Genomic DNA, 15,399 nt, shown 5'->3' on the forward strand with positions numbered 1-15,399 from the left:
ACCACCCATGACCACTCTGCTTTTTCGCGATGATGCCTATTTGCGCTCCACTTCGGCGAAGGTCATCGACGTCTTGCCGGATGGCGCCATTTTGCTCGACCAAACCGTCTTCTATGCGACATCAGGCGGGCAGCCCGGCGACAGTGGCGCGCTAATCGCTGGTGATGGCAATCGCATTGTCATTGCCACGGCAATACATCCTGACGGCGACAAAACCCGGATCGTGCATGTGCCGGCGGAGGGACAACCGACGCTGAGCGTTGGCGATGCGGTGACGGCCGAAATCGACTGGGATCGGCGCTATCGGTTGATGCGCATGCATACGGCGCTGCATCTACTCTCAGTGGCCATTCCCCTGCCGGTGACCAGCGGGTCGATCGGCGAGGACAAGGGACGGCTTGATTTCGACATGCCGGAATCGCCCGAGGATGTCGCAGCAATAGAGGCAGCGGTCAATGCGATGGTCGATGCAGACTATCCGGTGACGTCGGAGTGGATTTCCGATGACGAAATGCTGGCGCGTCCAGACCTGATCAAGACCATGAAGGTGAAGCCACCAATGGGCCAGGGCCGCGTTCGGCTGGTGCGGATCGGGGATATCGACCTGCAGCCCTGTGGCGGGACGCATGTGGCGCGGACCAGCGAAATTGGACGTCTGACGATCGGCAAGATCGAAAAGAAGGGCAAGCAGAACCGGCGGATCAACCTGCACTTCGCCTAAGACGGTCGAGCGCTAACGGATCGGCGGCGCGTAGAGCAAGCCGCCGTTGCTCCAGAGGGCATTTTGGCCACGCAGCATCGCGGCGCCCGTCTGTGGACCGAAATTCTTGTCGTATATTTCGGCGTAATTGCCTTCTGCGCGGATCGCATCGCTCATGAAACTGGATTTGAGACCAAGCGCAGAACCGTAATCGCCTTCGACACCCAATAGGCGCCGGACATCGGCCGACCGTGACGCGAGGAGGGAGTCGACATTCAAGCGCGTTACGCCGACTTCTTCGGCCGTGATCAACGCGAAAATGGTCCAGCGGACGATTTCGAACCATTGATCGTCGCCGCCAGGCACGACGGGACCGAGAACTTCCTTAGAAATTCGTTCGGGTAGAATGCGATGCTGTGATGGATCGGTGAGTTCGCGGCGGATGGCCTGCAACTGACGGCCCGATGCGGAGATGACGTCGCACATATTGGCGCGATAGGCGACGATCAGATCGGCGATATCTTCGTAGATAACGTCTGTGTAGCTGGTCTGATTGGTGAAGAAAAATTCTTCGAGCGCCTGGACCGCGCTGCCATTGTCGACGACGCAGACCGTGACATTGTTGAGCTCATAGGCAGAAACAATGCTCATCGACTGGGGGACGAGAAACCCTTGGCCATCGAAGAAGCTCGGCGTGACGTAACGGGCGCCGTAGCGAAGGTCCCTGCCCGCGCTCCAGGCGCCATTACGCATCAGCACATCGACTGCGCCAGTCTGCAGCGGAGCGAAACGCGCTTCGCCGCGGAAGGCACGGAATTCAATGAGATCGGGATTGTTGAAGACCGCCGCAGCGAGCGCACGGCAGAGATCGACGTCGAAGCCCGACCATCGCCCATCAGCGTCCTGCTGGGCAAAGCCGGCTAATGGATTGCTGGAGCCACAGACAAGAAAGCCACGCTCACGAATGGTTTCGAGCGTGTTGGCTTGCGCAGAAACCACGCTGCCAAAAAGGGCACCGGCCAGCGCGAGCACCAATGGCTTTATGCAGCGATTGAACATGCCGACCTTCTCTTGGAACTGCGGCATTGTGGCATTGCATATCCACGGGTCAAGTCACCGAGAGGGAGTGACCCGTGGATATCGCATGTGAAAGCTCATTGCGATCCGCGATAGCCAAGCGCGCAGCCGCCGTTCCTAGTGCAAGATCTGGCTCAGGAAGAGCTTGGTGCGCTCATGCTGCGGGTTCGAGAAGAACGCTTCTGGCTCGTTCTGCTCTATGATCTGTCCCTGATCCATAAAAATGACGCGATTGGCCACCTGACGAGCAAAGCCCATTTCGTGGGTCACGCAGATCATGGTCATGCCGTCTTCGGCCAGGCTGATCATGACTTCGAGCACTTCCTTGACCATTTCCGGATCGAGCGCCGACGTTGGTTCGTCGAACAGCATGATCTTGGGCTGCATGCAGAGCGAGCGGGCAATCGCGACGCGCTGCTGCTGGCCGCCGGAGAGCTGGCCCGGAAACTTATTGGCTTGCTCGGGAATCTTGACGCGCTCAAGGTAATGCATGGCCGTCGCCTCGGCTTCCGCCTTGGGCGTCCCGCGCACCCAGATGGGGGCGAGGGTCAGGTTCTGCAGAATGGTCAGGTGCGGGAAGAGATTGAAGTGCTGGAACACCATGCCCACTTCGCGGCGCACTTCGTCAATGCGCTTGAGGTCGGCCGTCAGCTCCGTGCCATTGACGATGATCTGCCCTTCCTGGTGCTCTTCGAGCCGGTTGATGCAGCGAATGAGCGTCGACTTGCCGGAGCCAGAAGGCCCGGCGATGACGATGCGTTCGCCCTTCATCACCCGCAGGTTGATGTCACGCAGGACGTGGAAGTCGCCATACCATTTGTGCATGTTGATCACGTCGATGGCGACGTCGGTCTTGGAGACCTGCATGTGGCTGGTGTCGATCTGACGATCAACGGTCGTTTCGGAAACCTGAGACATGAAGCTACCTCTTGTAGCCAGTGTTGAGACGTCGCTCCATGTAGATGGAGTAGCGAGACATGCCGAAGCAGAACACCCAGAAGACCATGGCGGCAAAGATATAGCCGGTCGTCGCGGTATTGCCCGATTGCCATTCGAGAGCGGTGTCGTTCTTGGTCTTCACCGCTTCAAGAAGGTCCTTCATGCCCACGATGTAGACGAGGGACGTGTCCTTGAAGAGCGCGATGAAGTTGTTCACGATGCCAGGAATGACGTGCTTGAGCGCCTGGGGCAGGATGATGAACCACATCCGTTTCCAGTAGCCGAGCCCGAGGGCGGAAGCGGCTTCATACTGACCACGCGGAATGGCCTGCAGACCGCCGCGGACCACTTCGGCCACATAGGCCGAGGTGAAGAGCGTCACCCCCACGATAGCCCGCAGGAATTTGTCGACAGTCATACCCTGGGGCATGAAGAGCGGCAGCATGATCGACGCCATGAACAGGATGGTGATCAGCGGAACGGCCCGGATGAGCTCGATAAAGCCCACGCACACCGTCTTAATAATCGGCATGGATGACTGCCGGCCAAGGGCAAGGATAACGCCCAGCGGGAACGACAAGGTAATACCGATCACGGAGAGGATCAGCGTCACCAAAAGCCCGCCCCACTTCTCCGTCGGGATTTCCCGCAGACCAAAGACACCGCCTGCGAGGAGGAAGTAGCTCACGATTGGGTAGACCGCGAGGAAGAGCACCGCATTCGTCTTCTTGAAGGGCGCCTTGGGGATCAGGAGCGGCACGAGAAGCAGCGCGCCCAGAGCAAAGACGATGTTCGGACGCCATTGCTCGGGGATGTCATAGAAGCCGTAGATGAAGAACTCCATCTCGGAGGAGATGTAAGCCCAGCATGCGCCGGCGTTTTCCATACGACATTGCTCGACGGTGCCGTTTGGACCGACGGCATTGCCGAAAAAGAAGCCGTAGAGTGGCGGTACGATCCAGGCGAGGAAAAGCAAGCCGAGAATGGTGAGAACTGTATCGAGCGGGGTCGAAAACAGGTTTTTTTGCGCCCAGGCGATGGCACCTGTGGTGCGCACCGGAGCCGGGCGGGCCTCTACAAGGTCAGAGCGGACGAATCCAATATCTGTCATCAGATCCTCCTACCGCTCGACCAGCTTCACGCGGGCGTTGTACCAATTCATCAGCGCCGAGGTGAGGAGGGAGAACGTGAGATAAACGAGCATAACCATGGCGATACATTCGATCGCCCGGCCAGTTTGGTTGAGGGAGGTGCCACCAAATACGTTGAACAGCTCCTGGTAGCCGATGGCGGCACCCAAGGAGGAGTTCTTGGTGAGATTGAGATATTGGCTCGTCAGCGGCGGGACGATAACCCGCATGGCCTGCGGGATCACGATGAGCCGCAGCCGATCATTATCCTTGAGCCCTAGCGATTGGGCAGCTTCGGTCTGGCCATGGTTGACTGCCTGGATGCCACCACGGACCGTTTCGGCAATGAAGGCCGCGGTGTAGATCGTCAGGCCCAGGAGTAGCGCGGCGAATTCCGGTGGAATTTGCAATCCGCCCTTGAAGTTGAACCGCTCGAGGACCGGCAGTTCGAACGCGACGCTGGCGCCTGAGACCACAAAGACGATCGTCGGGATGACGATCAGAATAGCCAGCCCGACGAGAAAAACCGGGAAGCGCTGTCCCGTGGCTTCCAGGCGACGCTTGGCCCAAATGCGGAGGGCGATGACCGCCGCTATCGCGAGGGCAATACCGATCCAGGTAAAGCCGAACTGCTCATCCGGGATAGGTCGCGGCACCATGATGCCGCGCTGATTGATGAACGCATCAAACGGCAGGGCGATCGAATTGCGCACCGCCGGCATCGCCTTCAGCACGGCGAAATACCAGAAAAACAGCTGCAGCAGCAGCGGGATGTTCCGGATCACCTCGATATAGATCGTGGCGAGGCTTGAAATGATGAAGTTGCTGCTGAGCCTCGCGATGCCGAGCGTGAAGCCCAGCATGGTGGCGAGGATGATGCCGATGAAGGCAACGAGCAGCGTATTGAGAATGCCGACGAGGAAGGCTTCCCAATAGAAGGATGCTCGGGACCAGGGCAGCAGAGAGAAACTGATGTCGAAACCGGCTGTCTTCCAGAGGAAGTCGAAGCCTGTCGTCTTGTTTTGAGCCGCGAGATTGGCGGCCGTGTTTTTCACGATCCAGAAAATGAAGCCGACCAAAACGGCGGCCACGATGAACTGGTAGATATACCCTCTGATCTTCGGGTCATTGTAAAAGCTGACGCGGGGGGCAGCGTCGTGCCCCAAGTCGCGAGTGGTCATAGATGCTGTCCCTTGGCCGCAGAAAGCCGCAAGGCGTCCATGGAGACGCCATAAGCGACAGAACAAACGATGCCGGCGCCCCAGAAGGGCGCCGGAACCAAAAGTTCAGATTAGCGGATCGGCGGAGCGTACTGGATGCCGCCGTCTTTCCAGAGGGCATTCAGGCCGCGCTCAAGACCAATCGGGGTGCTTGGGCCGACGTTGCGATCATAGGTTTCAGCATAGTTACCGACCAGCTTGACGATCTGGTAGGCCCAATCCTTGGTGATGCCGAGCGGGGTACCGAAATCGCCTTCAACACCGAGGAGACGCTTGATCGCCGGATTGTCGGAACCGAGCATTTCGTCGACATTGGCGGAGGTTACGCCAAGTTCTTCAGCTTCGAGCAGAGCGAAATAGGTCCAGCGAGCGAGATTGAACCACTGGGAATCGCCGGAGCGAACCACGGGGCCAAGCGGCTCCTTCGAGATGATTTCGGGCAGGATGATGTGGTCATCCGGATTGGCGAATTTGGACCGCTCGGCGGCAAGAGCCGAAGAGTCCGTGGTGTAGACGTCGCAACGGCCGTCTTCGTAGGCCTTCACCACTTCGTCCTGATCAACGAACACGACGGTGTTGAATTCCATTTTGTTGGCAGCGAAGTAGTCGGCAGCGTTGAGTTCGGTGGTGGTGCCGGACTCGATGCAGATAGCAGCGCCGCTCAGGTCGAGAGCGGATGCGATGCCGTCTTCCTTGCGGACCATGAAGCCCTGGCCGTCATAGAACATGGTGCCGACAAAGCTGATGCCCAACTGGGTATCGCGGCTCATGGTCCAGGTCGTGGTGCGCGACAGCACATCGACTTCGCCGGAGGAGAGCGCAGTGAAGCGTTCCTGGCTGGTCAGCGAGGTGTAGCGAACGGCATCGGCATCGTTGAAGATCGCAGCGGCCATGGCGCGGCAGAAATCAACTTCGATACCGGTCCAGACATTGTTGGAATCGGGAGCGGAAAAGCCCGGCACACCGCCGGTTACGCCGCACTGGACATAGCCCTTGGCCTTCACGTCATCCAAAATAGCGGCCTGTGCGGAGACCGCCGTGAGACTCAGCATCGCTGATGCTGCAAGCGTTACGAGCTGCTTTTGCATATTATTGCCCTTTGTTTCCTGACCCTCGTGTCCCGGAGTTTCATTACCCAATTTGCCTTGGGCGCCCCCGGCTGCACCACCGCCTTTGTGTCGCGGTTACGATGCTGTTAAGCATGCAAGCCTCTCTGGGCGATAACGTCAAGGGTAGAAGCTGTTTTGGGACAGCAATTCTGTCTCTAATTTAGCCAGACGACGAATTTGATCCGATTTTGAGCACAGTGCCCGCATGAGCGACAGCAGACCTTCAAACAGTTCCTTCGAAACGATCCTGACGCATACGGGGCGCGACCCCGATAGCCAGTTTGGCTTCGTCAACACGCCGGTCTATCGCGGGTCGACGGTACTTTTCAAAACTCTGGCGGATCTCGACGCCCAGCAACAGCGCTATCTCTACGGCCGCGCCGGCAATCCCACGACCGAGGGTGTCGAGGCAGTGGTAACCGCGCTCGAAGGCGCCTATCGCACCAAACTTGTGCCATCGGGCCTTGCGGCAATCACCATCGCGATGCTTGCTTGCTTGAAAACCGGTGATGAAATTCTCATCACCGACAGCGCCTATGAGCCGGGCCGAAAATTTGCCGATGGGTTCCTTGAGCACATGGGAATCACGGCGCGATATTATGATCCGCGTATTGGCGCTGGCATTGCAGAGCTGATGGGGCCGAACACTAAAGCGGTTCTGGCTGAAAGCCCTGGGTCTCTGACCTTTGAAGTCCAGGACATTCCAGCGATCGCGCAGGCGGCGCACGCGCATGGCGCACGGCTGATTGTTGACAATAGCTGGGCAAGCCCGCTGTACCATCAACCTCTCGCGCTCGGCGCCGACATCGTCATTCATGCCGGGACAAAGATGTTTGTCGGGCATTCGGACGCGTTCGCTGGCACGATATCCACCACAGAAGCCGCCTGGTCCGATGTGGAGCGGGTCAGAACGCTCCTTGGCTTCTTCACCTCGGGCGATGATGCTTATCTGGTGTCGCGCGGCTTGAAGACGCTGGCGATCCGTATGGCGGAGCATCAGAAGCGCGCGATCGAGATTGCCGCTTGGCTGGAGGAACAGCCCGAAGTCAGCGCTGTGATTCACCCTGCCCTGCCAAGCCATCCCGATCACGCGCTCTGGAAGCGGGATTTTACGGGGTCAGGCAGCCTTTTCGCCATGGTCCTGAAGCCGGCGCCGCGAGCTGCGATCGCAGCCTTTGTCGACCATCTCGAAATCTTTTCCATGGGCTATTCATGGGGCGGCTATGAAAGCCTCTGCCTGCCTTCGAAAATCGACAAGGCACGATCGGCAAAGCCATGGTCGGACCCGGGCAACCTCTTCCGCGTCCACATTGGCTTTGAGGCCATCGATGACCTCAAGGCAGACCTGGCGGCAGCGCTCGATCGCTACGCCAAGGCGCGCTGAACAAGCCGCCTGAGGGCCGGAACGCCCTGGAAACGAATGCGCCCTTCGTGAGTGGCTCGGAACAGCCACTTCCGATGGGCAAAATAATTGCGGACCGCATACGTGCCGATGCAGCCGACCGCAAAGCCGGCGAGGACGTCGGTTGGGTAATGATCGCCCACGACGACGCGGGAAACACCCGTGACCACGGCAATGATCAGAACCAGCCGGAAAAAGCGCGGGGCGAGAAAGCCGACCAGGATGGCGGTGGCCATGGCTGTCGTCGAGTGGCCAGAGGGAAAGCTCTGGAAGGTCCAGTCGTTCAAAATGTGCTGGAAATCGAAGGCGCCGAATTCATCGTAAACCGTAGGTCGGCCGCGGCCGAAAAGGCGCTTGAGAAGATTCGTCAGGAGGCCTGTGCCGCCGACAGCGGCGAAGATGAAGCCGGAGAGCAGCGCGAGCTCGACCGTGGCGAGGCGCCAGGGCGACATGCGGCGCACGAAGCGGTAGCCGATGAAACTTATAAGGAAAATCAAGCCGCTGGGAATCAGCACCCAATCGGACAATCCGAAATGGGTGACGAACTGGAACGGCGCGCGCCATTCTCCATCCCAGGCAATAGCGCTGCGCGAGAGCGAAACGTCGAAAAACAGCAGCACAAAAAGCATCAGAATGAAGACCCCCAGATAGTCGGGCCAGGTCTTGCGATTGAGGCCCAAGGGCCAGCGTTTGCTCAGGTCACTCATGGCGCCCTTTTTGTTCGGAGGATTTCCCCACGTCAATAGCGTGGATAACGCATCCATCGCTTGCCCTTTGTCGGCGAACGCGCTAACGGAATGGCGCGACGTCGGAGTGTAGCTCAGCCTGGTAGAGCACCGGTTTTGGGAACCGGGGGTCCAAAGTTCGAATCTTTGTACTCCGACCATTCGCGCATCGTGTTGAGGATACTGCATGACAGCCCGTATCTACCGCCCTTCCCGCAATGCCATGCAGTCGGGCAAGGGTAAGTCGAAGCAGTGGATCCTGGTGCACGAGCCGGCCCAGGCGCGCAAGATCGAGCCGCTGATGGGCTATACCAGCAGCTCCGATATGCAGCAGCAGATCAAGCTTTCCTTCTCGACCCTCGAAGAAGCTGAAGCCTATGCGCAGCGCAACGGCATCGAATATTCGGTGCAGCCCGCGCATGACGCAACGCCGAAGCGCGTAAGCTACCCGGACAATTTCCGCGCGGACCGGAAAACGCCCTGGACGCACTGAGCCAAGCTCTCCAATAGATTCCGTGAAGCGCTGCAATCCATTGCGGCGCTTTTGTTTTTAGCAAAGTTCGGCCAAACTGCTCGTGTCGAAATGTCACGAGGAGAACCATGCCCATGACCTTGCTACGCCCCTTCGCCCTTCTCGTTTCGCTCTGCGGATTAAGCAGCCCCGCCCTGGCTGCACCAGCGATCTGGAAGGTCAGCGACGCGGATAGTTCGGTCTGGCTTTTTGGTTCAATCCATCTCTTGCCGCCAGATACGGACTGGCGAACAGAGGAATTCGACAAGCTGGTCGACGCTGCAGACCGGGTTTATTTCGAGACGGATCTCGGACCGGCGGCGCAGGCCGAAATCATTGTCCTGACGGCGCAACGTGGGTTTTCAACCGACGCCAAGCTGTTGAGTGAAAAGATAGATTCCAAGCTGATGGGGAAAGTGCGCTCCATGGCGGACGCGGTGAATGTGCCGGTGGCGAGCTTGCTTGCCATGGAGCCTTGGATGGCGGCAACCATGCTCTCGACAGCGGTAATGACCGAAGCTGGATATGACCCGACTGTCGGTGTCGACTCAGTTATGTCTAGGGAAATTCCTATTGAGCGCCAAGGGTTTCTGGAAACTGCGGTGGAGCAAATGGATGCTATTTCGGGCGGAACGCGAGACGAACATATCCAATTGCTGACGGCAACGATGACCGAGGGACTGGACGCCGTCTCGACGATCGACGCGATGAAAGATGCCTGGGTGGACGGCACACCGGAACTGGTTGGGGATATCTTTTTGGCGCAGCTCGGCTCGTACGGCGATGGCTTTACCAAGCGGCTGATTACGGACCGTAACACGAACTGGACCGGGCAGATTTCCGACATGCTGGCGCGGAACGAGCACGCGTTCCTCATCGTCGGCACGGGGCATCTCGTTGGTGAGGACAGCGTCATCACCATGCTCGAGAACGCCGGCTTTAGCAGCGAACGCGTGCAATAGGGCCGCCCGGTTTGAGCGGACAGCCCGAGAGCTTTAAACGTCGGAGAGACGGGTCCAGCGACTGTCGTTCTGGCTGGATTTCACCGAAGCAGTGATGAACTGCATGCCTTCGACGCCATCGGCGAGCGAGGGCAAGAGATCTTCGTAAGCTGCGCCATCGCCACGGATAACGGCCGCGAACTGGCTATAGAGCGTGGCGAAGGCTTCCAGATACCCTTCAGGATGACCCGAGGGGATGCGGACATTCATCGAGGCTGCAGGTGGCAGCGAGATGGAACCGCCGCGAGTGAGCAACTGCTTGGGTTTGCCGAATTCGGTGAACCACATGTAGTTCGGATTATCCTGGCGCCATTCAATGCCGGCCTTATCGCCATAGACCCGGAGCTGAAGGCCGTTTTCACAGCCGACGGCGACCTGGCTGGCCCAGAGCATGCCTTTCGCCCCTCCCTCAAAGCGCAGCATGATGTGCACATTATCATCAAGCTGACGACCGGGGACAAATGCAGTCAAGTCCGCTGAAACAGCTTCGGTTTTGAGGCCAGTGACAAAGCGGGTGAGGTTATAGGCGTGTGTGCCGATATCGCCGATGGCGCCGCCTGCGCCGGAGCGGGCGGGGTCGGTGCGCCAGGAGGCCTGCTTGTTGTCGTCGGTCGTGGCTTCGGTCAACCAATCTTGCGGGTACTCGGCCTGCACAACGCGGATCTTGCCCAGGGCGCCAGATGCGATGAGTTCGCGGGCCTGACGGATCAGCGGATAGCCGGTGTAGTTATGGGTCAGCAGGAACTTCGCGCCGTTTTTCGGCTTAATTTCCAACAGCTTACGGGCGTCTTCGATTGTGGCCGTGATCGGCTTGTCGCAAATGACGTGAATGCCAGCTTCGAGGAAGGCCTTGGCGGGGCCGAAGTGCATGTGGTTGGGTGTGACGATCGAAACCGCCTCGATACCGTCCGGGCGGGCGGCTTCGGCGCGGGCCATTTCTTCGTAAGAGGTGTAGATGCGATCTTCGGCGAGGCCGAGGTTTTTGCCGGATTCCTTAGCGACTTCGGGGCGCGAGGAGAGTGCGCCGGCGACCAGATCATAGTCGCCATCGAGGCGGGCGGCGATGCGGTGGACGTAGCCGATGAAGGCTCCGGTGCCGCCGCCGACCATGCCGAGGCGGATGCGTTTTGCGCCGTTTTCAGCCATTTTTCGTGTCTCTTCTGTTAGCAACAGGTTAACATTGAGGCGCCGCTAACGCGAATAGGTTAGCGGCGCGGTGTTTGGCTTAGCTCAGGCCCAGCATCTTGCGGTTTGCAGCCTTATCGGTGCCGCCCGAAGCGAAATCATCGAAGGCGTGTTCGGTGACGCGGATGATGTAGCTCTTGATGAGCTCGGCGCCTTCGCGCGCACCATCTTCGGGGTGCTTGATGGCGCATTCCCATTCGAGGACGGCCCAACCCTGGAAATCGTTGGCGGCCATCTTGGCGAAGATCGCGGGGAAATCAACCTGGCCATCGCCGATCGAACGGAAGCGCCCTGCCCGGTCGATCCACGACTGGAAGCCGCCATAAACGCCCTGACGCCCCGTCGGATTGAACTCGGCATCCTTCACGTGGAAGGCCTTGATGCGATCCTTGTAGATGTCGATGTAGTCGAGATAATCGAGCTGCTGCAGCACGAAGTGGCTCGGATCATAGAGCAGATTGGCGCGCGGGTGGTTCTTCACGCGGTCGAGGAACATCTCGTACGAAATGCCGTCGTGCAGATCTTCGCCGGGGTGGATTTCGTAGCAGACGTCAACGCCGGCATCGTCGAAGGCGTTGAGGATCGGAGTCCAGCGGCGGGCGAGTTCGTCGAAGGCTTCTTCGACGAGACCGGCGGGACGCTGCGGCCAGGGATAGATATAGGGCCAAGCGAGCGAGCCGGAGAACGTCGCGTGCGCGTTAAGCCCGAGGTTCTTCGAGGCCTTGGCGGCGTTGAGCATGGTCTTGACGGCCCAATCCTGACGGGCCTTCGGGTTGCCATGGACCGAGGCCGGCGCGAAGCCGTCGAAGGCTGCGTCATAGGCGGGGTGAACGGCGACGAGCTGGCCCTGGAGGTGGGTCGAGAGTTCGGTGATCTCGAGGCCGTGGCTGTTTACGGTGCCCTTGATCTCGTCGGCATAGGTCTTGGATTCAGCGGCCTTTTCGAGATCGATGAAGCTTGAGACCCAGGTCGGGATCTGGACGCCCTTGTAGCCGAGGTCGGCGGCCCATTTGCAGATATTGTCGAGCGTATCGAAAGGGGCCTTATCGCCAGCGAACTGGGCGAGAAAGATTGCCGGGCCCTTGATGGTGGTGGCCATGAAGTCTCTCCTCTTGTGGCCCCTTATTGTGCATCAACGGGGCTCGTTAGACGCTGCGGCAGCGGTTGCCGCATGAAATGCGGGCGGCGATTGCTCGCCGCCCTGACATGTTAGTTTGCAGTTTTGACCGGCATGTGGCGCCTGTCAATGAGGTACGCACATCAAGCTTTGAGCAGAGCCCGGGCTTCTTCGATGCCCAGGGCGCGGGGGCGTTCGCAGGTGGTTTGGAGGGTGAGGACCTGGCCGGTTTCGCCGGCCTTGAGGAGGCCTGTCATCACTTCAACCACATGGAGCGCGACGTCGAGGCCGCAGCGGGCGGTCTGGCCGGTCTCGTGCGAGATCATCATGTCGGCAAGGCCGGCACAGCGATAGTTGGCGCGCGGGATGGCCTTGTCGAGTTCCTGGTTCGGCTTGCCGAAAGGGTGATCCCAGGGCGTGACCGGGGTCCGCGTTCCGTCGATGCTGGCCGTGACCAGATCGCCGCCGAAGAAGTTCGGATCGGGCACGAAGATCGAACCTTCGGTGCCGTAGAGCTCGATATTGTGGTGGCCGTGAGCCGCCACGTCCCAGCTGGCGCCGATGGTGACGATAGCGCCGTTGTGGAACTCGAGCACGCCGTGGATCGTGGTCGGGGTACCGACCTTGACGAAGGTGCCCTTATAGGGGCCCTCGGCTGTGACTTCGCGCTCGGTGCGGGCCATGTTGGTGAAGGCGGAGAGGCGCTTCACGGGGCCGAGCAGATGGACGAGGTCGGTGATGTAGTATGGGCCGAGATCGAGGATCGGGCCGCCGCCGGGCTGGAAGAAGAAGTCCGGGTTCGGGTGCCAATGTTCCATGCCACGGCTCATGACGTGGGTGGTGCCGCTCATGATCTTGCCGAGCTTGCCACTGTCGATGATCTCGCGGGCCTGCTGATGCGCGCCACCGAGGAAGGTATCGGGGGCCGAACCAACCTTGAGACCGCGTTCGTCGGCAGCCTTCTTGAGGGCGAGGCCCTCTTCGACGCTGAGAACGAAGGGCTTTTCGGAATAGGCGTGCTTGCCGGCCGAGATGATGTCCGAAGACACCTTGTAGTGGGTCGCCGGGATCGTAAGGTTCACGATCACGTCGATTTCGCTGTTCTTCAGCAGCTCATCGGGCGTCTGGGCGGCGACGCCGAATTCATCGGCGCGCTTCTTGGCGGCTTCCGGGAGAATGTCAGCGACGGCACGCACTTCGAGGCCGTTAAAGAGCGGCGCAAGGCGCAGATAGGCGGCAGAGATGTTGCCGGCACCCATGATGCCGACGCCAAAGGTCTTTGCCATTTTAGACTCCGTAGCTCTTCAGGGCGGCAGCAGCATTGCGGGCGAAGCGGATGGCATCGCTTGGCTTGTCATGCTCGGCAACGAAGTAGCGCGCCTTGGTCTTGGCCTTGATCTGGTTGATGTAGTTCGGCCAATCAAGCGTGCCGGTGCCGACGTCGGCCCAGCCATCTTCGTCGGTCTTTTCGCCGGCTGGCGCGATGTCCTTGACGTGGACCGCAGTGATGCGGCTACCAAGCTTGTCGATCCAGAACAGTGGATCTTCATTGGCGCGGATGACCCAGGCGAGATCCATTTCCCACTGGGTGTCCGGGGAGGCATCGAGGATCAGTTCCATCGGGGTCTTGCCATTGGCGTCCTTGGCGAATTCCCAATGGTGGTTATGGTAGCCAAAGCCCTTGCCGGCAGCCTTGAAGGCGGCAGCGATCTTGGCGAGCCCTTCGGCGAAATCCGCCCAATTCCCAGTGCCGTCACGATAGGCTTCGGACGGGGGCGCGGGGCAGTAAACGGTCTGGATGCCGACCTGATCGACAATCTTAAGCGCAGCATCGGTGTCTTCGAGCTGGCCATAGCCCATGTGTGCCGTCGGCATGGTGAGGCCGGCGTTTTTGAGGCTCTGCGCGAGAGCGGCAGGATCGGCAAACTGGCCGCCCCAACCTTCGACCTGGGTATAGCCAAGGCCGGCGAGGGTCTTGAGGGTTTCGTCCAGCGACGCTTCGTTGCGTGCGCTATAGAGCTGGTAGGAGAAGTCCATTATCGGCCTCGTCTTTTCGGTTGGATGCGGCTCCGCATGTCGATGGGGTACTCCCCGAAGCGGGTGCCTGTCGCACCGCTTCGTCAGATGCAGTGCCGCAAAAGTAAGGTGAGGATCGGGCAGACCCGAAGTGGCGCCCCGAAGGGCGCCACGAAAGCTTAGAGCCGGCTTTCCGACTGCGCGTCGAAGAGCGAACCGCGGGCGATGTCGAAACCGACAGTGACCTTATCGCCGGCATGGAGCGGAATATCGCTCGAGCAGCGGAAGGTGACCGGGATGCCGGCGACCTTCGTCCAGGCAAGGGTTTCCGAACCCATGGGCTCGACGATTTCGATTTCGGCCTGGGTCTGGAACGGCATGCCTTGGGCGGCATCGCCCAGAAGAATGTGTTCGGGACGCACGCCGAGAACGGCCTTGGTGGCAGCGCCACGCTGGGCAGCGAAATCATAGGCGCCGACCGGGATCTTGGTGCCATCGTCAGCGGTGAAGGTCGCACCATCGAGCGAGCCGTTGATGAAATTCATCGAGGGCGAGCCGATGAAGCCGGCGACGTAGAGATTGACCGGCTTGTTGTAGATGGTGTGCGGATCGGCCAACTGCTGGATGACGCCATTTTTCATGATGGCGATGCGATCGGCGAGCGTCAGAGCCTCGATCTGGTCGTGGGTCACGTAGATCATGGTGTTCTTCAAGCGCGCATGGAGGCGCTTGATTTCGACGCGCAGATCGCTGCGGAGCTTGGCGTCGAGGTTGGACAGCGGTTCGTCGAAGAGGAACACGTCCACGTCACGCACGAGGGCGCGGCCGATGGCGACGCGCTGGCGCTGGCCGCCCGACAGGTTTGCGGGCTTGCGGCCGAGAAGCGGCTGGATCTGCAGGATTTCTGCAGCGCGCGCGACGCGGCGGGCAATCTCGTCCTTGGCCATGCCGGAGACGCGGAGGCCGAAGGAGAGGTTCCGCTCGACGGTCATCTGCGGATAGAGCGCGTAGGACTGGAACACCATGCCGATGCCGCGGTCCTTGGGCTCTTCCCAGGTGACGTTCTTGCCATTGATGAAGATCTGCCCATCGGACACATCGAGGAGACCCGCGATGCAGTTGAGCAGGGTGGACTTGCCGCAACCCGAGGGGCCCAAGAGGACGATGAACTCGCCCTGGGCAATATCGAGATTGAGGCGTTCGAGAACCTTCACATTGCCGAAATTCAGCGAGAGGTCTTTGATGGAAACGCTTGGCTGCATTTCTT

General features: G+C 59.7%; 15 protein-coding genes and 1 tRNA gene. 5 read left to right on the plus strand and 11 right to left on the minus strand.

What is annotated here, in order from left to right:
- The first annotated feature begins 7 nt into the window (after window positions 1–7).
- Window positions 8–721: an alanyl-tRNA editing protein gene (locus ASG47_RS01130; RefSeq protein ID WP_061906896.1), complete on the plus strand. Its 714-nt coding sequence runs from the start codon at window positions 8–10 to the stop codon at window positions 719–721.
- Between the two features lie 12 nt (window positions 722–733).
- On the opposite strand, the gene ASG47_RS01135 is transcribed toward ASG47_RS01130, so the two are convergent.
- From ASG47_RS01135 to ASG47_RS01155, 5 genes are all read right to left on the minus strand, one after another.
- On the minus strand, window positions 734–1,786 hold the full coding sequence (locus ASG47_RS01135) for an amino acid ABC transporter substrate-binding protein (protein WP_061906897.1): 1,053 nt from the start codon (window positions 1,784–1,786) through the stop codon (window positions 734–736).
- A gap of 108 nt (window positions 1,787–1,894) precedes the next feature.
- Entirely contained in the window at window positions 1,895–2,695 is an 801-nt protein-coding gene (locus ASG47_RS01140; RefSeq protein WP_061906898.1) for an amino acid ABC transporter ATP-binding protein, read from the minus strand.
- A 4-nt stretch (window positions 2,696–2,699) separates the two neighbouring features.
- The gene (locus tag ASG47_RS01145; RefSeq protein WP_061906899.1) at window positions 2,700–3,827 is read right to left on the minus strand and encodes an amino acid ABC transporter permease; all 1,128 of its coding nucleotides are present in this window, start codon (window positions 3,825–3,827) and stop codon (window positions 2,700–2,702) included.
- Between the two features lie 9 nt (window positions 3,828–3,836).
- The gene (locus ASG47_RS01150; protein WP_061906900.1) at window positions 3,837–5,027 is read right to left on the minus strand and encodes an amino acid ABC transporter permease; all 1,191 of its coding nucleotides are present in this window, start codon (window positions 5,025–5,027) and stop codon (window positions 3,837–3,839) included.
- Window positions 5,028–5,137: 110 nt separating this feature from the next.
- On the minus strand, window positions 5,138–6,154 hold the full coding sequence (locus ASG47_RS01155; RefSeq protein ID WP_061906901.1) for an amino acid ABC transporter substrate-binding protein: 1,017 nt from the start codon (window positions 6,152–6,154) through the stop codon (window positions 5,138–5,140).
- A gap of 226 nt (window positions 6,155–6,380) precedes the next feature.
- Here ASG47_RS01155 and metC point away from each other — a divergent pair, with 226 nt between their 5' ends.
- Entirely contained in the window at window positions 6,381–7,559 is a 1,179-nt protein-coding gene (gene metC, locus ASG47_RS01160; RefSeq protein ID WP_061906902.1) for a cystathionine beta-lyase, read from the plus strand.
- On the opposite strand, the gene ASG47_RS01165 is transcribed toward metC, so the two are convergent.
- Window positions 7,541–8,284, minus strand: coding sequence for a phosphatase PAP2 family protein (locus ASG47_RS01165; protein ID WP_061906903.1), 744 nt, complete (start codon window positions 8,282–8,284; stop codon window positions 7,541–7,543). The genes metC and ASG47_RS01165 overlap by 19 nt on opposite strands.
- Window positions 8,285–8,386: 102 nt before the next feature.
- Between ASG47_RS01165 and ASG47_RS01170 the strand changes: the two genes are divergently transcribed.
- From ASG47_RS01170 to ASG47_RS01180, 3 genes are all read left to right on the plus strand, one after another.
- A tRNA-Pro gene (locus tag ASG47_RS01170) sits at window positions 8,387–8,463 on the plus strand.
- Between the two features lie 26 nt (window positions 8,464–8,489).
- Window positions 8,490–8,795 carry an ETC complex I subunit gene (locus ASG47_RS01175; RefSeq protein WP_061906904.1) on the plus strand — a complete coding sequence of 102 codons (306 nt, stop codon included), beginning with the start codon at window positions 8,490–8,492 and terminating at the stop codon, window positions 8,793–8,795.
- A 113-nt stretch (window positions 8,796–8,908) separates the two neighbouring features.
- Window positions 8,909–9,775, plus strand: a complete 867-nt coding sequence (locus ASG47_RS01180) for a TraB/GumN family protein (RefSeq protein WP_061906905.1) — start codon at window positions 8,909–8,911, stop codon at window positions 9,773–9,775.
- Window positions 9,776–9,808: 33 nt separating this feature from the next.
- Here ASG47_RS01180 and ASG47_RS01185 read toward each other — a convergent pair whose 3' ends face one another.
- The 5 genes from ASG47_RS01185 to ASG47_RS01205 all read right to left on the minus strand — a co-directional run bounded on the left by ASG47_RS01185 (window position 9,809) and on the right by ASG47_RS01205 (window position 15,394).
- On the minus strand, window positions 9,809–10,960 hold the full coding sequence (locus ASG47_RS01185) for a Gfo/Idh/MocA family protein (protein WP_061906906.1): 1,152 nt from the start codon (window positions 10,958–10,960) through the stop codon (window positions 9,809–9,811).
- A gap of 79 nt (window positions 10,961–11,039) precedes the next feature.
- The gene (locus ASG47_RS01190) at window positions 11,040–12,098 is read right to left on the minus strand and encodes a sugar phosphate isomerase/epimerase family protein (protein WP_061906907.1); all 1,059 of its coding nucleotides are present in this window, start codon (window positions 12,096–12,098) and stop codon (window positions 11,040–11,042) included.
- Between the two features lie 161 nt (window positions 12,099–12,259).
- A complete protein-coding gene (locus tag ASG47_RS01195; protein WP_061906908.1) occupies window positions 12,260–13,402 on the minus strand; it encodes a Gfo/Idh/MocA family protein in 1,143 nt (380 codons plus the stop codon).
- 1 nt (window position 13,403) lies between these two features.
- Window positions 13,404–14,153: a sugar phosphate isomerase/epimerase family protein gene (locus ASG47_RS01200; RefSeq protein WP_061906909.1), complete on the minus strand. Its 750-nt coding sequence runs from the start codon at window positions 14,151–14,153 to the stop codon at window positions 13,404–13,406.
- 158 nt (window positions 14,154–14,311) lie between these two features.
- Window positions 14,312–15,394, minus strand: coding sequence for an ABC transporter ATP-binding protein (locus ASG47_RS01205; RefSeq protein ID WP_061906910.1), 1,083 nt, complete (start codon window positions 15,392–15,394; stop codon window positions 14,312–14,314).
- Window positions 15,395–15,399: the final 5 nt, after the last annotated feature.

It is taken from the genome of Devosia sp. Leaf420, from assembly GCF_001425445.1.
In the GTDB taxonomy this organism is placed as follows: domain Bacteria; phylum Pseudomonadota; class Alphaproteobacteria; order Rhizobiales; family Devosiaceae; genus Devosia.

Bases quoted from the DNA above. Each gene is read 5' to 3' on its own strand.
- ASG47_RS01130 (WP_061906896.1), top strand. From the start codon at position 8: ATGACCACTCTGCTTTTTCGCGATGATGCCTATTTGCGCTCCACTTCG.
- ASG47_RS01135 (WP_061906897.1), bottom strand. From the start codon at position 1,786: ATGCCGCAGTTCCAAGAGAAGGTCGGCATGTTCAATCGCTGCATAAAG.
- ASG47_RS01140 (WP_061906898.1), bottom strand. From the start codon at position 2,695: ATGTCTCAGGTTTCCGAAACGACCGTTGATCGTCAGATCGACACCAGC.
- ASG47_RS01145 (WP_061906899.1), bottom strand. From the start codon at position 3,827: ATGACAGATATTGGATTCGTCCGCTCTGACCTTGTAGAGGCCCGCCCG.
- ASG47_RS01150 (WP_061906900.1), bottom strand. From the start codon at position 5,027: ATGACCACTCGCGACTTGGGGCACGACGCTGCCCCCCGCGTCAGCTTT.
- ASG47_RS01155 (WP_061906901.1), bottom strand. From the start codon at position 6,154: ATGCAAAAGCAGCTCGTAACGCTTGCAGCATCAGCGATGCTGAGTCTC.
- metC (WP_061906902.1), top strand. From the start codon at position 6,381: ATGAGCGACAGCAGACCTTCAAACAGTTCCTTCGAAACGATCCTGACG.
- ASG47_RS01165 (WP_061906903.1), bottom strand. From the start codon at position 8,284: ATGAGTGACCTGAGCAAACGCTGGCCCTTGGGCCTCAATCGCAAGACC.
- ASG47_RS01175 (WP_061906904.1), top strand. From the start codon at position 8,490: ATGACAGCCCGTATCTACCGCCCTTCCCGCAATGCCATGCAGTCGGGC.
- ASG47_RS01180 (WP_061906905.1), top strand. From the start codon at position 8,909: ATGACCTTGCTACGCCCCTTCGCCCTTCTCGTTTCGCTCTGCGGATTA.
- ASG47_RS01185 (WP_061906906.1), bottom strand. From the start codon at position 10,960: ATGGCTGAAAACGGCGCAAAACGCATCCGCCTCGGCATGGTCGGCGGC.
- ASG47_RS01190 (WP_061906907.1), bottom strand. From the start codon at position 12,098: ATGGCCACCACCATCAAGGGCCCGGCAATCTTTCTCGCCCAGTTCGCT.
- ASG47_RS01195 (WP_061906908.1), bottom strand. From the start codon at position 13,402: ATGGCAAAGACCTTTGGCGTCGGCATCATGGGTGCCGGCAACATCTCT.
- ASG47_RS01200 (WP_061906909.1), bottom strand. From the start codon at position 14,153: ATGGACTTCTCCTACCAGCTCTATAGCGCACGCAACGAAGCGTCGCTG.
- ASG47_RS01205 (WP_061906910.1), bottom strand. From the start codon at position 15,394: ATGCAGCCAAGCGTTTCCATCAAAGACCTCTCGCTGAATTTCGGCAAT.